27 protein-coding genes and 1 riboswitch are annotated in these 24441 nt (G+C 39.6%); of the genes, 21 read left to right on the forward strand and 6 right to left on the reverse strand.

Annotated elements, in window-relative coordinates; all coding sequences use genetic code 11:
- Positions 1-607: IS1634 family transposase (locus DSBG_RS10810; RefSeq protein ID WP_141694292.1), on the forward strand; the 607-nt coding region annotated here is incomplete at its 5' end.
- Positions 608-730: 123 nt separating this feature from the next.
- Here the strand turns inward: DSBG_RS10810 and DSBG_RS10815 are convergent.
- A complete protein-coding gene (locus DSBG_RS10815) occupies positions 731-2026 on the reverse strand; it encodes a sensor histidine kinase (protein ID WP_068964345.1) in 1296 nt (431 codons plus the stop codon).
- Positions 2016-2783 carry a LytR/AlgR family response regulator transcription factor gene (locus DSBG_RS10820; protein WP_068964346.1) on the reverse strand — a complete coding sequence of 256 codons (768 nt, stop codon included), beginning with the start codon at positions 2781-2783 and terminating at the stop codon, positions 2016-2018. The genes DSBG_RS10815 and DSBG_RS10820 overlap by 11 nt, the downstream gene beginning before the upstream one ends.
- 402 nt (positions 2784-3185) lie before the next feature.
- Between DSBG_RS10820 and DSBG_RS10825 the strand changes: the two genes are divergently transcribed.
- From DSBG_RS10825 to DSBG_RS10865, 9 genes are all read left to right on the forward strand, one after another.
- Complete coding sequence (locus tag DSBG_RS10825; protein ID WP_068964347.1) at positions 3186-3806, forward strand: response regulator; 621 nt, start codon at positions 3186-3188, stop codon at positions 3804-3806.
- Between the two features lie 820 nt (positions 3807-4626).
- Positions 4627-5007, forward strand: a complete 381-nt coding sequence (locus tag DSBG_RS10830) for a DUF134 domain-containing protein (RefSeq protein ID WP_068964348.1) — start codon at positions 4627-4629, stop codon at positions 5005-5007.
- The gene (locus tag DSBG_RS10835) at positions 5004-5402 is read left to right on the forward strand and encodes an iron-sulfur cluster assembly scaffold protein (RefSeq protein WP_068964349.1); all 399 of its coding nucleotides are present in this window, start codon (positions 5004-5006) and stop codon (positions 5400-5402) included. The genes DSBG_RS10830 and DSBG_RS10835 overlap by 4 nt, the downstream gene beginning before the upstream one ends.
- A 95-nt stretch (positions 5403-5497) precedes the next feature.
- Positions 5498-5854, forward strand: coding sequence for a NifB/NifX family molybdenum-iron cluster-binding protein (locus tag DSBG_RS10840; protein WP_068964350.1), 357 nt, complete (start codon positions 5498-5500; stop codon positions 5852-5854).
- Between the two features lie 427 nt (positions 5855-6281).
- On the forward strand, positions 6282-7058 hold the full coding sequence (locus DSBG_RS10845) for a S1C family serine protease (RefSeq protein ID WP_068964351.1): 777 nt from the start codon (positions 6282-6284) through the stop codon (positions 7056-7058).
- A 155-nt stretch (positions 7059-7213) separates the two neighbouring features.
- Positions 7214-7672 (forward strand): hypothetical protein, encoded by a 459-nt coding sequence (locus tag DSBG_RS10850; RefSeq protein ID WP_068964352.1) that lies wholly within the window; start codon positions 7214-7216, stop codon positions 7670-7672.
- 151 nt (positions 7673-7823) lie between these two features.
- Positions 7824-8177, forward strand: a complete 354-nt coding sequence (locus DSBG_RS10855) for a Na-translocating system protein MpsC family protein (protein ID WP_040411560.1) — start codon at positions 7824-7826, stop codon at positions 8175-8177.
- A gap of 306 nt (positions 8178-8483) precedes the next feature.
- Positions 8484-9500: a Nif3-like dinuclear metal center hexameric protein gene (locus tag DSBG_RS10860; RefSeq protein ID WP_242877550.1), complete on the forward strand. Its 1017-nt coding sequence runs from the start codon at positions 8484-8486 to the stop codon at positions 9498-9500.
- A gap of 13 nt (positions 9501-9513) precedes the next feature.
- Positions 9514-10656, forward strand: coding sequence for a hypothetical protein (locus DSBG_RS10865; protein WP_141694293.1), 1143 nt, complete (start codon positions 9514-9516; stop codon positions 10654-10656).
- A 30-nt stretch (positions 10657-10686) separates the two neighbouring features.
- Here the strand turns inward: DSBG_RS10865 and DSBG_RS10870 are convergent, their stop codons facing one another.
- Entirely contained in the window at positions 10687-11181 is a 495-nt protein-coding gene (locus tag DSBG_RS10870) for a hypothetical protein (RefSeq protein ID WP_141694294.1), read from the reverse strand.
- Positions 11182-11543: 362 nt separating this feature from the next.
- On the opposite strand from DSBG_RS10870, the gene DSBG_RS10875 reads away from it, so the two are divergent.
- The 6 genes from DSBG_RS10875 (at position 11544) to DSBG_RS10900 (ending at position 15747) form a co-directional block, all read left to right on the forward strand.
- Positions 11544-11732 (forward strand): ferredoxin, encoded by a 189-nt coding sequence (locus DSBG_RS10875; protein WP_068964355.1) that lies wholly within the window; start codon positions 11544-11546, stop codon positions 11730-11732.
- 307 nt (positions 11733-12039) lie between these two features.
- Positions 12040-13269 carry a (Fe-S)-binding protein gene (locus DSBG_RS10880; protein ID WP_068964356.1) on the forward strand — a complete coding sequence of 410 codons (1230 nt, stop codon included), beginning with the start codon at positions 12040-12042 and terminating at the stop codon, positions 13267-13269.
- A 365-nt stretch (positions 13270-13634) separates the two neighbouring features.
- Positions 13635-13943 (forward strand): DnaJ domain-containing protein, encoded by a 309-nt coding sequence (locus DSBG_RS24040; RefSeq protein WP_068964357.1) that lies wholly within the window; start codon positions 13635-13637, stop codon positions 13941-13943.
- A gap of 62 nt (positions 13944-14005) precedes the next feature.
- Positions 14006-14563, forward strand: coding sequence for a hypothetical protein (locus DSBG_RS10890; protein WP_068964358.1), 558 nt, complete (start codon positions 14006-14008; stop codon positions 14561-14563).
- Between the two features lie 83 nt (positions 14564-14646).
- Positions 14647-15285 carry a hypothetical protein gene (locus DSBG_RS10895; protein WP_242877552.1) on the forward strand — a complete coding sequence of 213 codons (639 nt, stop codon included), beginning with the start codon at positions 14647-14649 and terminating at the stop codon, positions 15283-15285.
- A gap of 210 nt (positions 15286-15495) precedes the next feature.
- Positions 15496-15747 carry a DUF5320 domain-containing protein gene (locus DSBG_RS10900; RefSeq protein ID WP_068964360.1) on the forward strand — a complete coding sequence of 84 codons (252 nt, stop codon included), beginning with the start codon at positions 15496-15498 and terminating at the stop codon, positions 15745-15747.
- Positions 15748-15849: 102 nt separating this feature from the next.
- Here the strand turns inward: DSBG_RS10900 and DSBG_RS10905 are convergent, their stop codons facing one another.
- Positions 15850-16410 (reverse strand): flavodoxin family protein, encoded by a 561-nt coding sequence (locus DSBG_RS10905; protein ID WP_068964361.1) that lies wholly within the window; start codon positions 16408-16410, stop codon positions 15850-15852.
- Between the two features lie 312 nt (positions 16411-16722).
- Here DSBG_RS10905 and DSBG_RS10910 point away from each other — a divergent pair, with 312 nt between their 5' ends.
- The 5 genes from DSBG_RS10910 to DSBG_RS10925 all read left to right on the forward strand — a co-directional run bounded on the left by DSBG_RS10910 (position 16723) and on the right by DSBG_RS10925 (position 22228).
- Complete coding sequence (locus DSBG_RS10910; protein WP_068964362.1) at positions 16723-18894, forward strand: transglycosylase domain-containing protein; 2172 nt, start codon at positions 16723-16725, stop codon at positions 18892-18894.
- A gap of 344 nt (positions 18895-19238) precedes the next feature.
- Entirely contained in the window at positions 19239-19766 is a 528-nt protein-coding gene (locus tag DSBG_RS10915; RefSeq protein ID WP_068964363.1) for an RNA polymerase sigma factor, read from the forward strand.
- The gene (locus DSBG_RS10920; RefSeq protein ID WP_083236819.1) at positions 19753-21081 is read left to right on the forward strand and encodes a DUF4179 domain-containing protein; all 1329 of its coding nucleotides are present in this window, start codon (positions 19753-19755) and stop codon (positions 21079-21081) included. Before DSBG_RS10915 ends, DSBG_RS10920 begins: the two co-directional genes overlap by 14 nt.
- A 74-nt stretch (positions 21082-21155) precedes the next feature.
- On the forward strand, positions 21156-21323 hold the full coding sequence (locus DSBG_RS23080) for a hypothetical protein (RefSeq protein ID WP_176716249.1): 168 nt from the start codon (positions 21156-21158) through the stop codon (positions 21321-21323).
- Positions 21324-21961: 638 nt separating this feature from the next.
- Entirely contained in the window at positions 21962-22228 is a 267-nt protein-coding gene (locus DSBG_RS10925) for a hypothetical protein (protein ID WP_068964364.1), read from the forward strand.
- Positions 22229-22494: 266 nt separating this feature from the next.
- Positions 22495-22676, forward strand: a riboswitch (cobalamin riboswitch).
- A 119-nt stretch (positions 22677-22795) separates the two neighbouring features.
- Here DSBG_RS10925 and DSBG_RS10930 read toward each other — a convergent pair.
- Entirely contained in the window at positions 22796-23470 is a 675-nt protein-coding gene (locus tag DSBG_RS10930) for a hypothetical protein (protein WP_083236820.1), read from the reverse strand.
- Complete coding sequence (locus tag DSBG_RS10935; RefSeq protein ID WP_068964365.1) at positions 23467-24432, reverse strand: DMT family transporter; 966 nt, start codon at positions 24430-24432, stop codon at positions 23467-23469. The genes DSBG_RS10930 and DSBG_RS10935 overlap by 4 nt, the downstream gene beginning before the upstream one ends.
- Positions 24433-24441: the final 9 nt, after the last annotated feature.

The raw sequence follows: 24441 nt of genomic DNA on the forward strand, positions 1-24441 counted from the left end.
ACGGGATGCTGCAAGGCGTGAAAAGCATCTGGAGAAACTCAAAGCGGAGCTTGCTAAGCTTAAAGAACTGGATGGAAGCGCTCACTCCAAAGCCCATTGCCGCCTTAACAGTCACATCACGTACAAAAAGTATCTCAAGATGGACTCTAAAGGAAATTTCAAGATCAATAACCAAGCGGTTAAAGAGATGGAGCATCTCGATGGGAGATATCTGATCCGCACATCGGATGATACCCTTTCCGTGGAAGATGTTGCCTTAGGCTACAAGCAACTCCTTGAAGTTGAACGAGCGTTTCGAACTCTTAAAACCACGCTGGAACTAAGGCCTGTCTATCACCGCAAAGAAGAACGGATACGAGCTCATGTCCTCCTGTGTTGGTTATCTCTTCTCCTCGTTAGAATTGCAGAGGTTAACACCCATCAGACCTGGCCCCAATTGCGCTCGGAACTGGAAGATATGCATCTGATTGAGTATGAATCGACGGACGGAAAGGTCTATCAAAGAACAGAGATAACCGAAGGTCAAAAGAGAATTCTTTTTTTGTTGAAAATCCCGGAACCCGCTAAAATACAGGATATTTCACTTTTTCAGGGGTCAAAAACGTAGACACACGGCAAATTATCCACAAGTGCCTCTAACCCTTGCACCACATGGGTTTGAGGCACTTCTCGTGCCTACAGACTGTCGAACCCGAGGTTTGCTCATTAAAAGAAACTGATCAAAATTTTTTCAAGAGGCATTAGAAGCAGCGAGCTTAAGGTGGAATTGGAACGTAGTAACATTCGCTTCACAAAGAACCTCCATCCTTCCACCATACGGATCAAGAATTTTCTTTACGTTATATAAACCATAACCGTGTTTCTCACTTTCTTCGGAGCATTTAGTGGAAAAGCCTCGTTTGAAAAGCTTCGATAACGTGTGGGGAGATATACTATTCCCCGTATTAGCTACTGAAATAAGAGTTCCGTTTTCATCAGGTTTAAATGACACGATAACCTTTTTCTCTCCGCTAAATTGGGAGGTGGCTTCGATAGCATTGTCTATTAGATTAGAAAGGACGCTGATCAGTTCATATTCGGTTAATTGGTGACTTAAGCCTGAAAAGGGAGGTCGGTTAATTACAAATTGTATATTCTTACATATAGCTTCTTTATTTTTCAAGTAAAGAAGTGAGCTAACACTGCTTCCACCAAAAGAAGTAAAAGAATCGACAAGAGTCATTTCCTCTAAAAGCTCGTCTAATTGTTCCGAAGTCTTTGCGAAATCAACCTCGGAACACAACCGTAATCGTATTACATTGAGCTGATTCCTAAAATCATGCTGGTTGCTCTTAATGTCCTGTATAATTGGCTGCACAGCTTCAATCAGTTTTTGATGAGAAAGGATCAGGCCTTGTAAACTGCGGTTGTCCATAAGCTCTTTAACAAGATAAATGCTGCTGATAATAACCATTAAAATAGAAACTGCGTATAATGAAAATGAATTATTTTTATGAGCTAGTTCTTTTAAAAAGGAAAATATCACATAGCAATTTAGAACAACTATTGCATAATTTTTAAGGTTTTTAATTTTTTCTTTAAGTATCTTATAAAATTTTCTAAGAACTGTAATTCTGATTAAAATTATAATTACAATTATGACTATATATGTACTGATAACTAGCATGCTATCATATAGTGTTTGATGAGGGATAATTAACTTAAGTACCGAATAAGAAATAGTCTCCGTTATAATAAATATTATAAAATGAATACCAGATAAGATTATAGCCGTACTAAAATCAATTTTTAACGCAAATGCTAAGCAAAGAATTGTTAATAAGAATGCTAATAGCGTGAAAAATGTACTTTGCCAGGCTAATGGGTCGATAAGAAAAATAAGAATATCATACGAGATGATTATTAATGAAATCAACAAAAATCTCAAAAAGGTTTTTGTTGATTTATCATTATTAAATGGTTGTATAACAATCAGAAGCGATAGTAACCAAATAATAGAGTCGAAAATAAATATATCAAAATTCATTGTCTCCTCCGATTAAATCGTATTGTCTATTTAAAATTACATTAGTGTATGACTTGCCAACAGGAATGACTTCCGAACGGTTGTGTAGACGTAAAAACCAACATGTTCCTTCAAGAAAAATATTTGATATTTTATCTTTATTTACGATGTAAGACCTATGGCATTGGATAAAATTCTCTGTTGGTAGTTGTTTAAAAATTTCTTTAAGAGGAAAACGTGAAATAACATGCTGAATATCTTTAGTATAGACTGTACTTTGTTTACCATATATCTCAATGAAGTCAATATCACTAGCTTTAATTCGCAATAAATAATTCCGACGATTTATCGAAAGATATTTTTTTTCAGAGATTGGGAAGACCTTATACGTTAAGAGGTTTTCAATTAATCCGATAAAACTGTTTGGTTCAATTGGTTTAATAATGTAATCGTAACAATGTGAGCGTGAAAATGACTCTGAAAGAAAAGAAGTATGGGCGCTAACAAAAACAATCCAAGTAAACGCATTACCTGGAAGTTTTCTAAAATATTCAGCAAAATCAATACCATTTTCAATGTGCCCGATAAATCTGTTTTTTGAATTACTTAAATCTACATCAAGTACGAGCAAATCAAAGGATTCGGTTTGGACAAGATTTTTTGCTTCTTGAACGGTTTGGGCATGCCGCACAATAATGTAGGGTAGACGTTGGCATAACAAATTTATTAAATAACCAGAATAAATAAGATCGTCTTCTAGTAGTAGAATATTTGTCATTTTGAAATCACCAACTTATTCAGACCGTTTTATAGGCCATTCAGGACAGATGCATTGTAAACTTACTCATCTTCCTATATCATTTTACTTATAAGGTAATTTTAACATACATAATAGTAAGTAACAATATATGAAAAAAATAGATGTTTAATATTAGTTAATCGAAATGAACAATGGATAGTAGAAAATGATAAGTAATTTTAATCTTTGAAAAGGACAGGGAGATTTGTCCTTCTAAGTTTCTCAAATATTTCAATAAATGGAAGTAGCTGTTCCATTAAGAGATCATGCGACGTCTCACTCTGATAACTAAATAAGCTCTCCGACATTTCTTTTTCACCTAAGAGTATATGTGGGATGACGACTTCAAGATCACAAAAAAACTTTTGAGGAGGTAGCATCATGACGTTTGTATCGATTGATGATTATCCGTTAGCGAGACAGGGCCTTATGGCCGTTATGGGTTTAGAAGAGGGGTTTGAGTTTGTAGGACAAGCTTCCTGCGTTAATGAGGCGCGTGATGTTATTTCCCGATGTAAGCCAGAAATTATTATTGTTGACTTAAAACTTAAGGATGAGTGCGGTTTTGACGTTATCTCGGAAATAAGACGTTCTAATCAAAATTGCAAGGTAGTTATTTTAACGTCTTCATTAGACCCCAATGACTTTAAGCGCGCTTCTGACATGAACGTCGATGGTTATATTTTTAAAGATGCAATGCCAGAAGAAATAGTCAATGCTGTGCGGTTGGTCAGTAAAGGGAGAAGATATTATGATCCGTCTATCATGGAAATTGTAATGAAAAAAGAAAAAATGGATAATATCGAACAATTGACGTCTAGAGAGCTGGAAGTTCTGGTAGAGTTAAGCAAAGGACTTAATAATAAAGCTATTGCCAAGGAACTATTCATTACCGAATATACTGTTAAAAAACATGTTAGCCAAATTCTCGGTAAGCTGGGATTAAAGTGTCGTACCCAGGCAGCAGTTTATGCTAAAACTCGATTGAAAACATCAAAGTAATTGCTTGGGATTTGGTTTATCCTAGAATCTGTTGGAAGGCATTTGGCACTGCTAGTTCATGAACGTTTGTAGCGGTCAGGTAGCAAAACCCCAGGGTAGAGGGGGATTCCTAACTTAACTTAGCGTTTGGTTGGTGTTAGTCAAACTTATAGCACAGGTCAAGTTATTTTCCAGTGTTGCCACAGATTGATGTAATTTGAGATGCGCTTTCAATTAGCATATCGTAGAAAGACCCCTCGAGTCCGTTTGTATCATGGGCTCGAAGGGTCTTTTTAATTGTTGTAACCTTAGTAGTAAATTTAACAAATTACTAAATAAATTCACGACAAACTTTGTTATAGTATATTGAATTATCTTCCAAAGACTCCATGAATGGTTTATTCATATACTACTTTGTTTTCGATTCTTTCCAACATAGTAGCTTGAGCTCAGCCAACGACAATGGGAACAGTAATTTTCTTTGTTAGAAGAAAGGGAAATACGAAAGGAAAAAATAATACGAGGATAATAATTGACATATGTTCAAAACTGAGTATAATGTATTTAAAATAGCATAGGTCAATAACTACGAGGAGGTATTAGTATGCCAAGAAGCGATAGAACGGATCAATGAGACGTTCAACAATGAACGGAAGATGCCTAGGCTTTGCTGGGAGCATATGACAACATACCAAAATGAATCAAAAAACCCAAATAAATTGCTGCAAGAGCTTGAAAGTAAGCTTAACGCTATAAGCAAGCAACTAGAGAACTTATAAATAAAGCTAACGTGACAGGTGAGAGATCCTGCTACTTTAGCCGCAAACTGAGGTGAAGAATTCTGCCAAGGCCAAGAAAATGGAGAAAAGTGTGTTGCTTACCGGAAAGCAACCAATTTGGACCACTCAACGCTCCGATTAATCAAGAGCATTTTATTAATATGACTGTTGATGAGTATGAAACGATACGATTGATTGACTTAGAAGGGTTTACGCAAGAAGAGTGTGCTGATCAAATGAAGGTCGCCCGCACAACCGTTCAACGCACTTATAATGACGCAAGGAAAAAACTTGCTGAATCGTTAGTAAGGGGGAAAGTATTAAGGATCGAGGGCGGAGATTACAAGCTTTGTGATGGTCTCGAAAAATCATGCGGTTGTGGTGGTTGCCTCAGACATAGATGTGACAGAAGGTTTATGGAAGACGCTAATGGAGGTGAATGACTATTTACTCTGAGAAAGTGATGGAACACTTTAAAAGTCCCCAAAATGCCTATAGTATGCCTGATGCCAATGCCCAGGGAATCTATGGAGATCCTTCCTGCGGAGATGCACTAATCATATTTTTAAAAGTACAAAACAATATCATTCAAGAGGTCAGTTATCTTGTGTTTGGTTGCTGTGCAGCGATAGCTACATCTAGTATGACGTCTGTATTAGCTAAGGGAAAAAGCTTAGATGAAGCCTTAAGCATTACTGAAGAGGATATTATCAAGGCACTTGATGGACTTCCGGAAACTAAAGCTCATTGCTCTAATCTAGGAGTAAGTGCTTTGCGAAATGCAATCACCAATTACAACGAAAAAACAAGAACGGATATAATGGAGAATCCTCAATGAAAAACGAAACAATTTTAGCAGCTTGTGATAAAAACCTAAAGATTTTGATGGGGAAATAACCCATCAACTTGTAAAATTTTAAAGGAGTGAACTAAATGAAAATTGCAGTTGCAAGTAAGAATGGAATGGTTACAGAGCACTTTGGTTATTGTGAGAATTTCAATATTTTCGAAGCTGAAAACAACAAAATTGTCAAAAGTGAGTCTATACCCAATCCCGGACATAAGCCTGGATTTTTACCTAATTACTTAAATGACATGGGAGTAAATGTTATTATATCAGGCGGCATGGGTGGCAGCGCGATCGAAATCTTCAAAGGGAAAGGTATTCAGGTTATTACAGGTGCCAAAGGCAGTGCAAAAGCTGCTTCAGAACAGTATCTGCAAGGTATGCTCAAATCCAATGGCTCTGTATGCAATGATCATATGCACCATGATGAGTGTGGCCATTAAAGGATTTATCCATGTTGCGTTTACACTTAAAAATCACAATTTATAAGTTTATAAAATAGTGCTTTCCCTACTGCTTAAAAATTAAGGGCCTTCACGAGTTTACGTGAAGGCCCTTAATTTTTACTTGAAGGATAATGGTTCTTTCTTTAACCAATGCAGCAGACATTAATGAAGTGGCTTATACATTTATACTCCGTTTACATTGCTGGTATAAACTGAAAGATATATACTGGAGGTGATGTATCAATGAACAGGATAATGATTGTTGATGACATAATCACATTCGAGAACTTGTAAGCACATTATTTAAAAATGAAGGTTTCAGCATCTATGAGGCAACCGATGGGCATGATGAGCTGAACAACTCCGCTCGGCGGTATAAAGCTTTATAACATCCGCCGTAGGGTGAAGGAGAGAAGCGGCAATAATGAACGATGACGAATTAATCAATCATCAAACTGACGAAGAACAATTTGAAGACGATGAAATAGTGAGCACCAAGAAACCCGGCTATTTTAGAAAATCAATAACCATTTTGATTATCTTAGCATTCATAGCTTTTTCTGTACCCAATTTTCCTTATCTCTTCTCACATAAACTAGATTTTTTAGATCAGAATAGGGCTTTAAAGGAAGACGCAATCGTTCAGCAATGTAAACCTGCCATAGTAAGTATCGAGGCGTCGGTTACAAAGAGTCTTTTGAATACAGAGGTCAAACAGGGCACAGGCTTTAATATTTCCCCGACAGGTATGATAATAACTAATCAACATGTCGTAGCCGACGCTAGTACGATTACTATCCGCTTTGGTGACGGAAGAGTGTATTACTCCACACAATATGAGGTCATCCCAAATGTAGACATAGCGATCATTAAGTTTGCCGGGAATGATCTTCCTACCATAGCACTTAACCTCAAAGACAAGATACAAAGTGGCGAAACCGTGACCATTATTGGCAATCCATTAGGGTTCGAACAGATATCGCAAAGAGGAAAAGTAGAACAATTTCATTATCTAACAAATAGCTCAACCCCGGTATTTGATATCAATATTCCCATTAATCCTGGTAATAGCGGTAGCCCGGTCTTAGATAATCAAGCTAAAGCGGTAGGGATTATCTTTGCCAGCACGAATATCGGAATAAATGGTAAATCAGAAGTCCGGGCCTTAGCAATTCCTATTCAGAATTTACCGTTAAAATAATTATCTCGCTAACAACTACATAAAACTGACCAATTGGAGACAGTGTTTGGATTAGATTTGTCCCTCCTAACGCCTCTAAGCTTATCTTCTCGTAACCTTTATTTGCAAGGTTCTTGGTAAAACCCTTGACCAACTTTTTTGGGAGGATGATGAGTATGCGAATCAATAAAAATGGTCTGGACGAAATGCAAAGAGAAAAACGTAACAGCATTGGCAATCAAATGTTCCTGCTGATGTTTTATGCCCTTTTTCTTGATTTCGGCCTTTACGGGGTAGGAATTCGCTGGCTTAATTATCCTGCAAACATTATGGTAATCATTATGGTTTGCATGGGTATATATCTTATTAGAACAATAGCAGCAAACGCATATCTACCACCAAAAGCTCAAAACAGAAAAGCTGTAATATCTCTGATCATAGCGATAGCCTTTTCTGTTATTGTTGCAATAGCCTCCTTTAACCTCTTCGGAAATTTATCAGTACAATCCGCTGTTGAAGATACAAACGACAATTCCGCGTTAATTCTCTTTATTATATCGGCCGTTGGTTTACTCATTTCGCTGATTATAGCCATAATAAAGAGAGTAAACGACAAGAATGATAGCGATGATTAAGGTAGGGCGAACAACATAAGCATAATAAAAATAAAATGTTAGCAATATTTGAAAATATTGGTCAAATTACTTATGTCATGCAGGAAACAGATAAATTATGTCGAATGAATTGATATAATTATTACAGATATTTTATGGGGGGGACTATATCATGGCTGAAACCCTCACAGAGTTGAAACAAGCTGTAATGCGAATTTATAATTCTGTAAATCAGGAAATGTATGAGATTGGTGTTAAACGGTTACGGGTTGATATAGTTGGCAAAAAGATTGTTATTTTGGCCGAACATCGTCGTCTGCCAGGTTTGCGGGCATTGGATCAGATTAACCGCTCAGTGACAAGAATGGCTGATGTCGCTTTGTTAGACTTAAATAAATTACGCCTTAAAACAATGGTGGAATCTGAGCTTAACTTAAAGGTTATTTCTGTACTTAAAGATTATGATCCGGAGCAAGAAATTGCTGCAACCGTGATCGTATTGCATGAACAATTATCTGATACCTAGCGTGAGAAAAATATAAAATATGTTTCTTGAAACATTGGCCCAATTACGTGAGAATTCGTTTTCAGGCCGGTCGGGAAGCTACAAATCGTTCGGATGAGGGAACCTTATTGGAGCCCGCAAAACCGTCGGTTTAAGAACTAAGTGATGTTTAATTTAGCATCACTCTAGCTTAAGCTGACGGTTTTTTATATTCCCGGGGAAGAACATAAAAGACAGGAGGTGGCTGTATAGAGTCTTTATAGAGTCTTTATAGAGTCTTTATAGAATTCTTGAACTCAACATATCTTGAATCTTGGAGGGACAAATGTGAACAGTGACAATATTACAAACAGGGATTTGCTAACAGCATTAAACACTATCTCCGGCGGACGGGTTCCCTTAAGTCTAGCTGAAATGTTTTCCGGTGAAAATCCTTTTGTAGTCATCAAATCCTCAAACATTCCCGGAAAGGCCGTGATGGAGACACCGGGCTTGGTATTTGGACAAATCGACCAACCGGTCAGAAAATTAGCCGTGCTTATGACTTTGACCGAGTCCGCAATTGAACTTGCCGCAGCCACTGGAGTCGATGCCATAGTTGCCCATCATCCTATTGCCGATGCTGCAAACAGCGGAGGAGTGACTCTCAAGAATTATTTAGGGCTATATCGTATTAGCGCCTTTGAATTACATGAAGCATTTCATGGTTTACATCCAGGTTTAGCTATCCTGCATGGACATACAGCATTTAAGACAGAGATCGCTTATGGTGGGATTCCTGGCAACATTATGTATGTCGGGCAAGCATTGCCAGAAGTAAGATGTCTGGAAGACATTTTATTACGCTTAGAAACACTAATGGGAATGGACGAAGATCGAAAAATGCTGGAGTTAGAGAAAGATGTTCGCCACTGCTCCGCAATCTCAGAAACTAATGTTTTGGCTGGAGCAAAGATAATCTGTGGTCAATCCGACAGTGAGGTGGAAACTATCCTACATATTTTTCCTCATACCGGTTTCAGCCCGGAACATCTTGCCCAGGCCATGAGAGAACATCCGGAAATTGACACTTTGCTGGCCTCTATTAGTCGGGTGCCGGACCAACATCCTTTAATCGACAAGGCCAAAGAATTTGGACTTAATGTTATCGTGGGCAACTCGCACTCTTTAGAAATTTATGAAAATGGGTTGCCGCTGGCTATTGCTCTCCATAAATTATTACCCCAAGTTGAAGTGGTAATGTTTAGGGAACGTTGTACATCAACGCCTCTGAGACAGTTTGGTTCAACAGCTATCCAAAATTATGCGGATATGATTGTGGAGAAATATCTGATTAATAAGTAAGGAGGAAAGAATTATGGTTAATCTGGAAGAAAATAAAAGGTCGCCAGGACAGGGCGCTCCCCCAAAACGAGTGATGACAGCCATCGAATATGTTGGACTGGTTCTAGTAGCCATGTTCATGCTTGGTCTGTTCTTTAAACCAAATACGATTGCCGGAGTTTTTGATGCAATGGTCAATAATGCCTATTCTATTTTTAAAGCATTTATCTTTGGCAATTGGAATAATGGAGTTTGGTCACCTTCTACGGTCGGGGTTGCAATCATAGTGAGCGTGATGACTGGCCGGATTTTAGAGCGGCTTGGTTTTACCGATGCCCTAATCCGGATTTTTGTGCCAATTATGAAATATTTCCGGGTAAACTCCGCCGTGGTTATTCCTGCTGTGTATAACATTTTAGGCGATATCAATGCTGCAGGTCGAATTGCTGGACCGATCCTGGTTAAAGCTGGTGCTACCAAAGACGAGCAGAAGATAGCCGTCGCAACGATGGTTCAATCCCAGCAATCGTTTTCCACTCTTATGCTTGGGCTGTTGGCGATGACCACCGTGGGGATCAAGGTTTTTCCTGTCGTTTTCATTACTGTTTTCCTCCCCCTCATTATCGTACCGCCGTTACTCCGTCTTACGATATACCGTGATGCCAAAGCAGTTTCGCTCCAAGAGTTGCCGAGGTTTACCCCAAAAACAGCGTTTTTACCGATGATTTTTGGCGCTGCCCGGGAAGGGGCTGAAGTACTGTTCTTGCTGATTATCCCGGCGGGAGTTGTTATATATGCGATCATCGGCGGGCTAGACTTTGCGGGAATTTGGGCGCCTATAAAGTCAGCTTTGACGAGCATGCTGTCTTTTCTCTCGATTGACCCAACTACAGGCATAATATCTGTCCTTGTTTCGCCTACTTTAGCTATGGGAACATTAAAGGCTACTTTGGCCGCAAATCCTGCTGCAGTAGCTCCGCGGCTCGTAATTGGCTCTTTTGTTCTGGCATGTTCAGGATTCCCTTTTTCCGTCATATTCGGGCAAATTCCAGCGGTGTGGGCCGGCTGTACTGATCTGAGCGAGCGAGAGGCTATGATGGCTGCAATAATAGGAGCTGTTATGAAACTTATTAGTACGGGCTTAATCGCAGGATTACTCGGTCAGTTATTTTTCTAATGACAAATGACAACATGTTTCCTGATTACTTTAGAGTTTTTGGGAGACTTCCTTAAATAACTTACGTTGAACAAAGGAAGAAAGAGGGATGTGACAACAATTATCTTCATCCCCGAACATGATTAAACCAGTCTGGTATAAAGGTATATTAAAGTGGTTCCCGTATTCATTTAGAAGACGCAGTCCTAAATTATCCACCAATACATCGGCATTGAGGACTGAATTTGTATGGATTGACAAAGATAGGTCATCCGGTATGTTCGTTAGGGATAAGTACTGGGCAGGACGGGCTTCGATAGGACCCATTCCCGCCGGAAAAGAATTGAGATTGTAGTTTAGCCGACGGCCTATTCCGGATAGTCGCTTGTCACTGGTAACAATAGCTGCAAAGCGATAGACGTCCAGTCCTAATGATTCAGGAATAATCTTTCCGTCAGTCCATAGAGCAGTTTGGAAATATGTATCCGGATTAATTGAGAGTGGTTTGTGAGCATAAATTTCTACTGCTAGTTTCACCTCGTTCACCGTCTTTCACTTTTTGCTCCACTATATGATGTCGGGTGATAATCGGTGTCACTTTTTACTAATGCCCCCGTATTCAAAGAGCAATCTTTGGTGCAGGGGTTTCAATTTTTCTAATCTGTTTATAATACCTGTGCTTTTGGTTTTTTGCTTAGGATTTCCGGTCAGAAAGACTCAATTCCTCGAGACAAAAGATTATTGACATATGTTCAAATGGTTAGTATAATTCAAGTCAATAAAGGGCATATGCCAATAAAGACGAGGAAGTATTTTCAGATAATGGTAATAGTTGTAACGGCTCAAATTAGGCACGGATCCTGTAGAAGTTTTGTTCAAAGAGAAAATAATTTTAAGGAGGATACAATATGATTGCTGAAGTAGACCAAGACCAGTGTATCGGATGTGAATCCTGCCCCGAATTTTGTCCTGAGGTCTTTAAGATGGGGGCCGATGGGTTAGCAGTAGCTTACACAAACCCCATTCCGAGTGAATATGAGGCAGCCGCCAAAGAGGCTGCTGAGGGCTGCCCAGCACACTGTATTACCATTAAATAGCAAGTTCTAACTAGGTAAAGGAGGATGTTTTTTTTCGCTTCAGTACATATTTCGAGTGGAGTTGAATGAAGAATGCTCTCCTGGCCAGATTGTGTCCTACAAAGCAGTTAAGGAATAGCGCTTTTTATACTGTTTTCAGAAACTATCCGATCATAATTCTTCTTAGCACAGTGTTAGCAAAACAACTCGATTAGCCTATTCACATAATGGCAATTACGTTTCGCTACAATCTGGCCTAGTATTTTTAATGGCCCAGTTAAGAGAATTGCTGAGTGAATTTTAATTTAATGTCGGAGGGGATCGTAAGATGGAGGAACCAATACGAATTAAACGTTTAGATTCGAGCTTACGTGATGAAATAGCAGAATTATTGAATGGCTATGATTTTTCTAATTGCCTTACTTGTGGTATGTGTACGGCTGGCTGTATTTATAGTGATCTTCATAATGATCAAGACCCTCGTAAGTTCATACGGAAAGTAGCTCTAGGTATGCGAGAAGAAGCAGAAAATGATCCCTTTATCTGGAATTGTACTATGTGTAATCGATGTACGGTGGAATGCCCAATGGGAGTAAATATGAACGCACTCACAAGAGCCTTCCGAGGAAAAGTGGAAAGGGCACCCGGTTATTTGCAAGTTATTGCGGATGATCATATACGAACAGGTAATCAGATGGGTGTCGAACAAATTGAGTATGAGGAGACATTAGAATGGATTGAAGAAATGATGCAGGAAGATTTGAAGGATCCGACTTATAAGATTCCGTTAGATGTTCCTAATGCAGACTTCTTTTTTGGATTCAATGCTCGGGAGATTAAACATTATCCAGCTGATCTGCAAAGTATACTAAATGTTTTCCACGCCGCCAAAGCAAACTTTACAATTAGCTCTAAGCGCTGGGATGCTACTAATATTTGTTTGTTCACAGGCAAAAACGATGAATTCGCTGAAATATCACGCCCGATGTTTGAAGAAGCTGAGAGGTTAAACTCTAAGGAAATTATCGTCACAGAATGTGGACATGCTTTCCGATCGACCAGAGTATTTGCTCGTGATTACTGGAAAGGCAAACAGCTCCCTGTTCGCCATATAATGGAGTTGTATGAAGATTGGATTAGAGATGGCACATTAAAACTAGATAAGACCAGAAATACAATCCCAGTAACCCTACATGATCCCTGTAATACGGTTCGTAAAGAGGGGATTGTTGAGCCTCAACGCTATGTGTTGAGTAATACTGTAATGGATTTTCGTGAAATGTTCCCTAACAGGGAGTATAACTTTTGTTGTGGAGCTGGTGGGGGAGCGGGAGCCGTCGCTGAAACTAAAGCAATGCGTATGGTTAAAGCCAAACCTAAAGTTGATCAACTAGTGGCTACTGGTGCGACAATTGGATGCATCCCTTGCCATAACTGCATGGATCAGTTTGTTGACATGAATAAGCATTACAAACTTGGTATGAAAATGATGCATCTCACTGCCTTAATAGAAGTTGCCTTGGGTTTAGTAGATGAGGATAAGCAATTTTTTCATTGATTTATTTTATTTCACGCGGTACAGTGGAATAGTGGCATAGCATTAAGTTTTTACTTTTACTTATCAGAAAAAGGATAAAACCCCCGACAGTGCCATCAGCATTCGTACAGGGACCGAATTTAGAGCACGGGTCAAGTGATTTTGCCTGTGCTTTTGGTTTTGGGCTTAGGATATAAAACGGAATTTGATGTAAGTAAAGCCTAATACTACGGCCAAAAGACAATTGAATTAAATGTGGGAGGAGTTACTACATATTACAAACATATAGTCTGCTTGCTATTCATACAAAGTAATTAAAGAGCTCAGAGGAAACTGATTATAACAATGAGAAGCCTGTCATTGAAGTTGAATGATCGGGGTGCTGTATGATAACAGTTGAACTCATAAAAAAAGCCAGAAGTATACTCGGAGTAACGGATGCAGCGGATATGAACATGATCCGAAGTGCATACCGGAAATTAGCTAAACAATACCACCCTGATCGTAATCGAGATGATAAAAGCATAGAGGAGAAATTCAAATTAATTACAGAGGCTTACGAAATTCTTTGCGGGGAAAAGAATGCAGGGAGATATGGTATTTTGAAGACTAATACGGATAATGCAAATGAGCCATCTTATGATGATAAATCCTACTGGGAATGGTGGATGGAACGATTTAAGGACATATTATAAGTAACATTTTTATTAAAATGGGAAACTAACATTAACTTACTAAGATCTTGGAGGCTATATGTGTGAAGGTTACATATGTCGAACGTCAATATGAGAATAAAGTCTTTCCCAAAGGTCAATTTAAGCAATTTGCTCAAAAAATAGCTCGGTTTTGTAACTTATCGATAACCGACCTTTTTATCTTAATACACCGAAAAGATAATAATTTTGAGACAAGATCTACAGTCGACGACCTAATGAATATCTGGGAGATCGGCAAGACAATTAGTAGTCTTGCATTCCATTCTAGTTTTAGTATTATAAAGTTTAGACTTCAGTTGTACTCGAATGCTTTGAATATTACGTACAATATTAAGGGTGATATAGAAAATGCTAAGCACATCGTATTCTTGACAGAAAACACTTTGGAGCTTACAAGGCTCAGTGAACAAGGGACTGGCGAGTTGACCTTAGATAGTGATGAGGTAACTAATAAACGGGAATTCTTTGAAATTGAAGAATCATTATTTAACCTTATGAAACAGGTTTATGAAAGGGCAACTGAAAATTCGGTTGGATCATTTGACAAGTATTTTAACCAAGTGATCAAGTTGCGTTGCCAAGAGCGTATAGATGGTTAAAATACTTGGTGCAAAAAATTACAACTAGTACTCTACTCAGAAAGCTAATTCTCTATAAGTTCAGAGAAAGAGGGTAACGCATAGTGAGTATAGAAGTTACACGTCAATACGAAAACAAACTCTTTGATAAAGGTGAATTTAAGAAATTCGTTCTAAAATTATGTCGATTCCTTAATATATTACCATCCGATGGTTACACTTTCATACGTCAAAAGGATCAAGATTTTGAGATAAGCTCTAAAGTCACCTTTGATGAATTAGAAAACATCTATTATATTGGAACTACGGTTAGTCGTCTAGATTTTCATTATAATATTATTAAGTTAAGTTCTACGTCATGCTCAAATGCATTGAATGTTTTATACGTAATAAATGGTAATATGAAATATTCCGAAAAACTTATATTTTTTGTAGAGAACATACTTGAAATCACCAGACTTACAGAAGAGCTAAGCGAGTTGACCAATGGTCATCGTCAGGATACTCTAGACATCTCTACCGTAGAAAAATCTAAAGGTGTCATAGAAGCAGTACGATCCATTGAACCTTCTGTAGAGGGAGTTAATAAACGGCAATTTCTCGAAATTGAAAAACCAGTACTTAAACTTATGAAACAGGTTTATGAAAGAGAAACTGAAAATACTGTGGGATGGACATTAGAAAAGTATCTTCATCAAGTGATCCAGGCCCATTGCCAAGAGATTATGGGTTATAATCAATGAAAAATGATATTAATCGAAATATGGCGAGGTAATAATGAAACCCAACCGACGATTGAGGTGCCCATGCATCTTAGTCGGCGGTTTTTTATTTTAATATAAGCTTGATGTGAAATCTATAAAGACATTATGGTTATTGACATATGTTCAAAACCATGCAATAATAGCCTTATAAAGGGCATATGCCAAAAAATTATAAAGGAGACGATAAATTTGCCAGGAAGAGATGGAACAGGGCCAACAGAACGTGGAGTGGCGAGCGGAAGAGGTTTAGCCTATTGCCAGGGAACAAAGGCTGTTCGTAGCACTACTGGATTAGGACAAGGATTAGGTTCCAGAAGAGGCCATAGAAATTTTGCAGCAGACTTAACCGTATCCAAAACACAAAAGGAATTGCTGCAAGAGCAAAAAGCGTTCCTTGAAAGCAAGCTTGATATCATAAGCAAGCAATTACAGAGCTTGTAAGATGCAGCAAAATTAGCAGGAGAACTCTCCTGTTAATTTTGCGCAAATTGAAGAGAAGCTCCAGCTGTTCAGCAAAAATGAAAATGCTATAGGAATTATATTTTACTTTGAGAGTAACTCTCCAGCGGTAAATGCTTGTTTTAATAATTCACCCGATAACTTGAAATTAGGCGAACCTGTATGTGAACAAAGCAAGCTATCTGTAAGCTCCCAACCGAACATAGAGAATGTGCCATTGACGAACTGGATTGTGGCTTGAAACGCATCTTTGTTCTCGTTTCCTTGTGAGAAAATAGTAACTGCTTTTTTTCCAGGATAACGAGCTTGGAATGGGAATCCAGTGCCTACAAGCATAGGGTACATTCTATCAAGCCATTGCTTTGATTGCCCTGAGATTTGCATGAAATAAATGGGTGAGCCAAAAATTACACCGTCAGCATTTTTAATATCCTCGTACATTGGTTGTAAATAATCTTTTGTTGCGCAGCCCTCATGACTCCTACAATAGAAACAGCCTTGGCAGCCCTTGATACCATCGTCGTTAAGGTCGTAGATTTTTACTTCAGCACCTTTTGATTGAGCTCCTTTGATTACTTCCTGAATTAGTTTAGAGGTATACCCGTTTTTTCTTGGACTACCAATAAATGCGATAATTTTACTCATGATATGACCCTCCATTTAAATATTTTTTAATATAGCAAAATTATATCAGTATAATTGGGCTAAAGGCAAAAGAAACAAAGGGGAGCGTACCATTGGAAGGTCTGGTTTTTTTGTATTCTCTTGTAATCTTTCATAACGAAAAGGGCAACGGAAGGTACATATGATTTATTCGGTGTAAATAAAAAAAGGCCGTTTATAGAGAACTTCTACCCCCTAAAAATAAGTTCTTACCCCGTATCATAAAATGGACTGAAAAGCCATCTGATGTGGTGGCTCTTTTCGTGTCTGTCAAAAGGGGAGGATCTTATCTTAATGAACAAACAAATGAAAGCTCTTCTGTTTCAGATCGGAAGTACCTTATTCAAGTACGCTAAAGCCCTCAATATAAAAGTCATCAAGCCTCTGGGGAAAACAAGTTTTGCTTTAGTCAAAAAGAGAACTGCCCGAATCCGTTCGACACATTTTTGGAAGAAGTCAAAGTTTTGGAAAAGGGTTTTCATCAGCCTTACAGCCCTTCTTATCCTCTTTATAAGCGGGTTCTCTATCTATGTTTCAACCTTAGATGTGAGTAAACTCCAAAGCCCCCTCGCACAACCCACTTATATTTATGACAGGTATGAAAATAAAGTTTCCGAACTTTCTTCTTCGAAAATCGACCCAGTACCCATTGAAAAGGTACCTAAGACAATGCAGCAGGCGATTGTTGCCACCGAGGATCGTCGTTTTTATGAACACCAAGGTGTTGATATTTGGTCTATCTTTCGAGCTTTAGTGCACGACTTGCGTTCCGGGAACTTTTCTGAAGGCGGAAGTACCATTACCCAGCAGTTAGCCAAAAATATGTTCTTGCCTACGGATAAAACACTGAACCGAAAATTGAAGGAAGCAGCTTACGCTTTTAAGATCGAGTTGACGTTAAGCAAAGATCAGATCCTAGAAGAGTACCTCAATCAAATCTATTTTGGCGAGGGCCGTTGGGGAATCCAGAATGCAGCCCAGTATTATTTTGGGAAGAACGTTCAAGATTTAGATTTGGCAGAATCAGCAATGCTTGCCGGTCTTCCTAAAGCCCCAAGCCTCTTTAATCCGGTCAAAGACAAAGAGAAAGCCCTTGAACGCCGCAACGTAGTTCTTTCCTTAATGAAAGAGCAAAACTATATTTCGGAAGCAGACTATGAAAGAGCACATTCTTCACCTATTACCCTTCGTAAAGGAGTACTTGATACTCTTAGCGGGAAATTCGAACCTTACGTCAATTATGTCTTAGATGAGGCAATTTCATTATACGGGTTTACCGAGGATCAGCTCCTGACTGGCGGCCTCCAAATTTACACAGAAATGGACCCCAAGGTTCAACAAGCAGCTGAAGATGTCTATAATGACAATCAATATTTTCCTCAAGGGAAACCCGATCAGATTGTTCAAAGCGGTATGGCGATTATCGACCAGCATAATGGCGGGATTCGTGGACTCGTTGGCAATCGTGAACAGAGCGTCTTCCGAGCTTTTGACCATGCGACTCAGCTAAAGCGGCAACCCGGTTCTTCCATTAAACCCTTAGCAGTCTATGGTCCTGCTCTGGAAAAAGGTTATACGCCAAACTCTCTACTCTATGATGGCCCTCTCAATATTAATGGTTACTCTCCCAAGGACTATGACTATCAGTATCGGGGACAGGTTACCATGGAAAACGCTCTCCAAAACTCTTGGAATATCCCGGCAGTTTGGCTCCTTAATGAAGTCGGCCTAGACTCGGGAATGTCCTTTGCCCAGCGGGCCGGCCTTCCATTAACGACGAATGATCGTACTTTAAGTCTTGCCCTCGGGGGACTTACTACTGGTGTTTCCCCGCTCCAAATGGCTCAAGCGTACGGCGCATTTGCCAATCTTGGAACTATGAATAAGGCTTATGCAATTGACAAAATAGCCTCGGCAAACGGATACGTTTTTGCCCAGGCTAAATCAGAGTCAGTTCAAGTGACAGACCCTCAAAATGCTTATACAATGACCAAACTGCTTGAAAATGTCGTGAATAATGGGACTGGGAAAAATGCTTTTTTAGGACGTCCAACGGCAGGCAAAACTGGTTCTGTTGAACTCCCCCATACGCAAGAGTTTTCGGGTATCGCCAAAGGAGCAAAAGACGTGTGGTTCGTTGGCTACACTCCAGAGCTTACTGCCGCAATTTGGATGGGCTATGATAAAACTGACCAGAACCACTATTTAACGATTTCTGGAGGTTCCGGACCAGCTGTTGTATTCTACGAAGTCCTCTCCAGGGCCTTAAAAGATACCCCTGTGCAAGAATTTATGATACCTCAGGGTTACCAGGAACCTTGGGATCCTAGTGCATTTGGCATCTTTGGTAATAAAAGAGACCCTGGCAGTAATCCAAATGTCCCAAGCTTAAGAGATCAACCTCTAAACCCCGGTCAGAAGCTGAATCCTAAACCTAAGGGTAAAGGGAAAAAGGGGGATAAATGATCTTCAATGAGAAGAGTCTGAGGCTCTTCTTTTTGTTGTGATGGACATGAATGACGGTCACCATGCCGTGGGAATAGTGACGGAAGAAGTACTTGCCAACTTGAAATTTGTTTGAAGGACTAGAATTTGAATTCACACTGGCTTTTTTATACTATCAGAAAGTATAACCTTTCGTATTTACTTTCTAAGCATAAGGGCAACTAGGCTGCCGCCTTCGCTATGGCTGACAGAATGACTAATACGTGCGAAGACAGTGTCTTCGGGCGCCAGACAAGTTTTCTTTATGAACTTTTCACCGTTGTTTATACTCTTACTTTTAGAACCGACTGAAGTGAGGTGACAAAGTGGATCTGGAAGAACTGGTAAAACGGGCAAAAGCAGGCGACCAAGAGGCTTTAGTCCAACTGGTGATGGCAAAAAGTGAAGAATTCTACAGGCTGGCTTATGTTTATATGGGGAACAAAGAGGATGTGCTGGACGCAATGGAAGATATGATCGTGCTTCTATTTGAGAACATTAGGCGTCTAAAAAACGAAGCCTCCTTTTACAGTTGGAGCAAGACCATTTTGGTTAACTGCTGCCACAGCACTTTACGCAAGCAGAAAAAGGTTATTGCTATGGAAAAGGTTCCGGAAGGAAGTTATCAGGATGTGTTTACCGAAAAGGAGGAACAAAGCGCGCTGAAGGAGCATTGGGCTAAATTAAGCGAAAGGCAGCAGGAGGTACTTAAACTGCGCTTTTATTTGGACCTAGATTACGAATCCATTGCCCGGATCCTGAATATCCCTTTGGGAACGGTGAAATCACGGATTCATACAGGACTCAGGCTCTTGCAGCGAAGTATTGGAGGTGAGTGGGTTGAACAAATTTGAGGATATGTTTGAAGAAGGAAAAGCAGAAATCGATCGTTTGTCTGCTCCCGATGATTTAGAAACAAGGCTGAGAAGTGCTCTGGCTAACCGGAGGGTTCCCCGGCGCCCGCTGCAGAGATGGAAGTTGAGTATTGCTGCGGTTCTCGTGGCCTTTTCCCTGATTGCCTATAATTATGATGCCCTGGCATATTACGGCAAGCAATTGTTGGGCTATGACCAGATTATGAACGGGACTTTGAAGCAACTGAATGAATTGGGAAAGGGACAACTCATTGGTAAGAGTTATACCTTTAAGAACGGTTTTATCCTGACTCTGGACGGTGTAATGCTGGACAGCAATCAACTTCTGCTCTTTAGCACCCTGAAAGATCCGGCAGGAAACGTGGATCAGGGGGATATGATGCCGAGGATGACCATCAAAGGTTTGATTGGAGAGTACATGGAAAATAACAGTACCGGACAAATCAGTGCGGATAAGACTGAAATCAAATCCGTAACAAGTTTTGCCCCCCCAAAGTTCTTCGAAAAAAACCTGACATTAACGGTAAGCATAATGGAGAAGGGGACGATGGATAACGGCAATATTCCTTTTACGCTCGATCGAAACACGGCCATGGGATATACCCTGAAAAAGGACATTAATCAAACGTTTGATGTAGATGGAAGTAAGATTCATATTAATTCCATTCTCGCTTCACCCACGAAAACAGTTATTGACGGGTCAGTGATGAATATTCTGGAGCTTGCGGAAGCGAAGTTAAGCGGTGAAGATCGGCTTGCGCATATCTCTCCGGATTCTTTTGATTCACGACTCTATGCTAACGGCAAGGAGCTCGCTAAACAAGGGGGAGGAATGAGCACAAGCCTTCAAGGGATAATCTTTAACGAAGATTATGATGCTCTACCTACGGATCTTCAGAAGCTGGAGATCAAGCTTGTCAGCTTGGGTACGGATCACCAGGTAAACCAGAGTTTTACCCTTAAGCGCGGTTCGGATACTCCTGCTCTCAGCATTCTTGGGCAAACCATCGAAATCAAGAAAGTCTATCCCTCCGAGGGTGATACCTGTATTACCCTGAGCAGTGAGGATGGAGTGGTGCTAACAAAAGTCTACCTTCTTATAGATGGGAGACGAGTGAGCCTGAATAATACTCAGGATGATCATTATGACAAAATTGCAGAGGGAAAATCAGGCAAGATTGTTCATACGCGAACCCTGCATTTTCCGGGAACAGGGCAAAAGCTTGAGCTTGATGTCCAGCGTATGACTTATGTCAAGACGTATAATGAGGTCATCAATATTCCGGTAAAGTAGAATTCTGGTAAGCATCTAACCACGATTTTCCTAAAGGAAAAGTATTTTAAAAAGAGAATTAATTATTAAAGAGAATGGACATTAGAGGAGGCAAAATATTTATTTGCAGCATTAATTTTCACACTCGCCTTAGGGTTGTGGAAACACAATGCCAAATGCCTTGGATACGTCAAAACACTGCGGCTCAGGCTCAGGGAGCTAATGGCACTGAATCGCCAAAATCTGGCATCGGCCAATTTTGAATCGCGTAAGTGGCTAACATTTATTAATGTGCCACCGTAACATACACTAACGATAAGTCGGTAGATCAGGGGTAGATAGGTTACCGCAATATATTATGACAGATATGCAAAAGTACCTCGCTAGCATATCTGATTTTAAGTGTCGTTGCCTAGGGTTATGCAAGTACTGCGTCAAGCCTGAAGGTGAAGGAACTATCCATAAGTTCCTTAAATAGTAGAGATTAATCAATATTACCGTTCCAAGGATGTGATAAGGGGTCGCACAAACCTTAAAATCACATACATTAGTCAGCTATCGTCGCTCTTCGGCGTTGAAGGTGGCTTTTTGTATGTTTTATCGAATGCATATTGGTAGGTTTAACTTAATTACCTCACTTTAAATTAAACAGATTAACTGTAAAATATAATAAAATCAAGTTTGGATAAGTAATAAGCATTAACGCAGACAAGTATTCATATTATTACTTAATTTATTATAGCTATATTTAAAATTAATCGATACATTATCTTTACAAACCAAGCCGAATTAAATATAATAAAAAATACAGAAAGTCCTCCATAAAAGGGGGATTCTCCTTGAAATAAATTCAGAAATTACTTGATAAATACAAAAGTTTAAGTTGAATGAGGTTGTTTAAATGGCAGCTAAAATTTTAATCTTTCCAACAAGACACTCCCCGGATGAAGAAATTGAAGATCAATATGAAATTTATTATGCAAATAAATATTTGGCAAATTCAAATTCTATTAAAACCACTACAAACAGGATGCAAAATGAAAACTATTCTAGTTATAATGATACAATTACAATTCATGTAGGTTTCATTCAGTTTATATTACTTATAATTACGGTAATTGCGATTTTAGTTTTATGTTTTTTTGAAGGAAGTATTTTAAAATTTTAGAATATTAATAGACAGTCCGAACGCAACATAGTCAAGCTTTTCACTGCTTAGGGCGAATGCTACCCGTTATGGAGAGTAAAAAACTCAAAGTAAATTATTGTTTTAAGATACGACCTATAAGAGTGAAGTTTCATTTGGGTAACCTCCAAAAATTAATGTTTTTATACATAAAAAACAACTGTTATCTAACATCCTCTGGTCCATAGGCAGTCCTATCGAGGATTGATATCCTTGACACAATCCATTTATGAATATAATTTAATTATTAAGAATGGTTTGTTTTAGGTGCCCTGTCAAAGGGAGAATAGGGAACCGGGTGTAAGTCCCGGGCGGGCCCGCCACTGTAAAGGTAAGCCAATGTCAAAATGCTATGAACACGAATATGCTTCCAGTTTCAGCTGAACTTCACGACCATATTAAAGATATCTATTAAGATCACATAATGACAATAAATTGATTTCAAAAGAAACTTAAAAAAAATAGGGCTTTTTACACAGAGAGGCAACAACAAACTTGTTTTCAAGGTTTGTTATTGCCTTTTTTAATATTTTATCGTCAGAACAAATCTCATTCCTGAAAGACATGCTTAAAGCAGGTAACCGCTTTCACGGAACATTCTAGAACATAAGACTCAATATCGTTTAAGTGCTGATATATCACCTGTTCCTCCACCCCTGACGGCGCATATACCGTATAAATCACACGGCTTGTTTGCTCCGTTATGGCAGTTCGCAGATCGGGGCCTCGAAGGATGCTGGAGATAATACCCAGCTGATCTGAAATCATGATGTCGCCGTCTATAGTTGTTACATCCCTGCCATTTAGAGAAGCATAGCTTTCCTGTCCGGTCGAAACAATGAATCTCAGAGGGGACTTTATTTGATCAAAGTCGTGTCCGGCTGTCAGGAGCATATTTTTAAGCTCCGCCAAGAACATCGCTTCGACCAAAGGCAAACCATCCTGAATCGCTTTCCCCTTGATGACCGACTCCAACTGCGGCAGCACATGATAGGTGTGGCCGAACTTTTTATAGTATAAAACATAAGTATCTATGGGATGCAGCGCCTTCAACTCACCCCGTGTTGCATGACCGTATTTTTCTCTGAGCGAATGTTCAAGATCGTGTTTTATTGCAGCCAGTCTGTTGCCGCAGGCCGTATTTTGTACACCCTCCATAATCAGGATACCCAGAGAGCAATCCGTTGCGTTAACTCCTAATTCGTTCTGTATCATAGACATCATTTCGCCATCTCCTCTCCATTTTTCAATTCCTGCGCTTTTGTCATTCTGATAGAAATGTCGCCGGTTCCGATCAAAACCATGCCGAATATGACAAGAATTCCACCCAACCATTGCTGCCTTCCGGCGTGTTCACCCAATATGATTACCGACAAAAGCAGGGATGTAAAAGGCATCATACCCGAGAAAGCTGCGGCGGTAAAGGCTCTGCAGCGCTTGATTCCAGCGTACCAGAAAACAAAAGCCAGCGCCGTCACAAATAAGCCATACCACAAAAGCGCCAGCCATTCCAGAAGCCCAATTTCGCAAAGTCTCTGAACGGGATCTTCAAAAAACGCCGGGATCAGGCAGAGAATGAATGCGATTGTCGATACTAGCGCAGTCTGATCCAGCGGATTGATCGGTCCCTTTTGACTGGATGCGGTCTTGACGACTAAAATACGCGAGAAAATATTGAAAGTGGATTCGCTTGCCGCCGCGCAGAGCACCAGCATATTCCCACCAAAATGCTTCAAAGAAAAACCGTTTCCGGCACTCAACAGCCCCTGTATCATCAGAATGCCACCCACCGTGCCGATGATCCCCACGAGCTTTTTTCCGTTTACCGGTTCCTTCAATAATGCCATCGCCAGAAGCGCCGTCACTGCGGGCGTCGCTCCTGTCAAAACACCTGCTTCCACGGAACTGGTAAAATACAGGCCGTACAGCAGAAACATGCGAAACAAAAAAATACCAAATATGGCCTGAAACAAAATTAGGACATAGTCTTTTGCGGATATCTTGCGCAGGTTCTCCATCAGCTCTTTTCCGCAGACAGGCAACAAAAAAAGAAGCGCAAAGAAAAGGCTTGCGGATGCAATTGTAAATGTTCCGAGCTTTTCGGAAACAAATCTTGCGGATATAACGCTTGTTCCCGCCAGCGAAAATGCAAAAAATAAATAAACCGGCCCTTTCCATTTCTTCAACTTCAATCT

The organism is Desulfosporosinus cupriresistens (assembly GCF_001707885.1).
GTDB lineage: Bacteria > Bacillota > Desulfitobacteriia > Desulfitobacteriales > Desulfitobacteriaceae > Desulfosporosinus.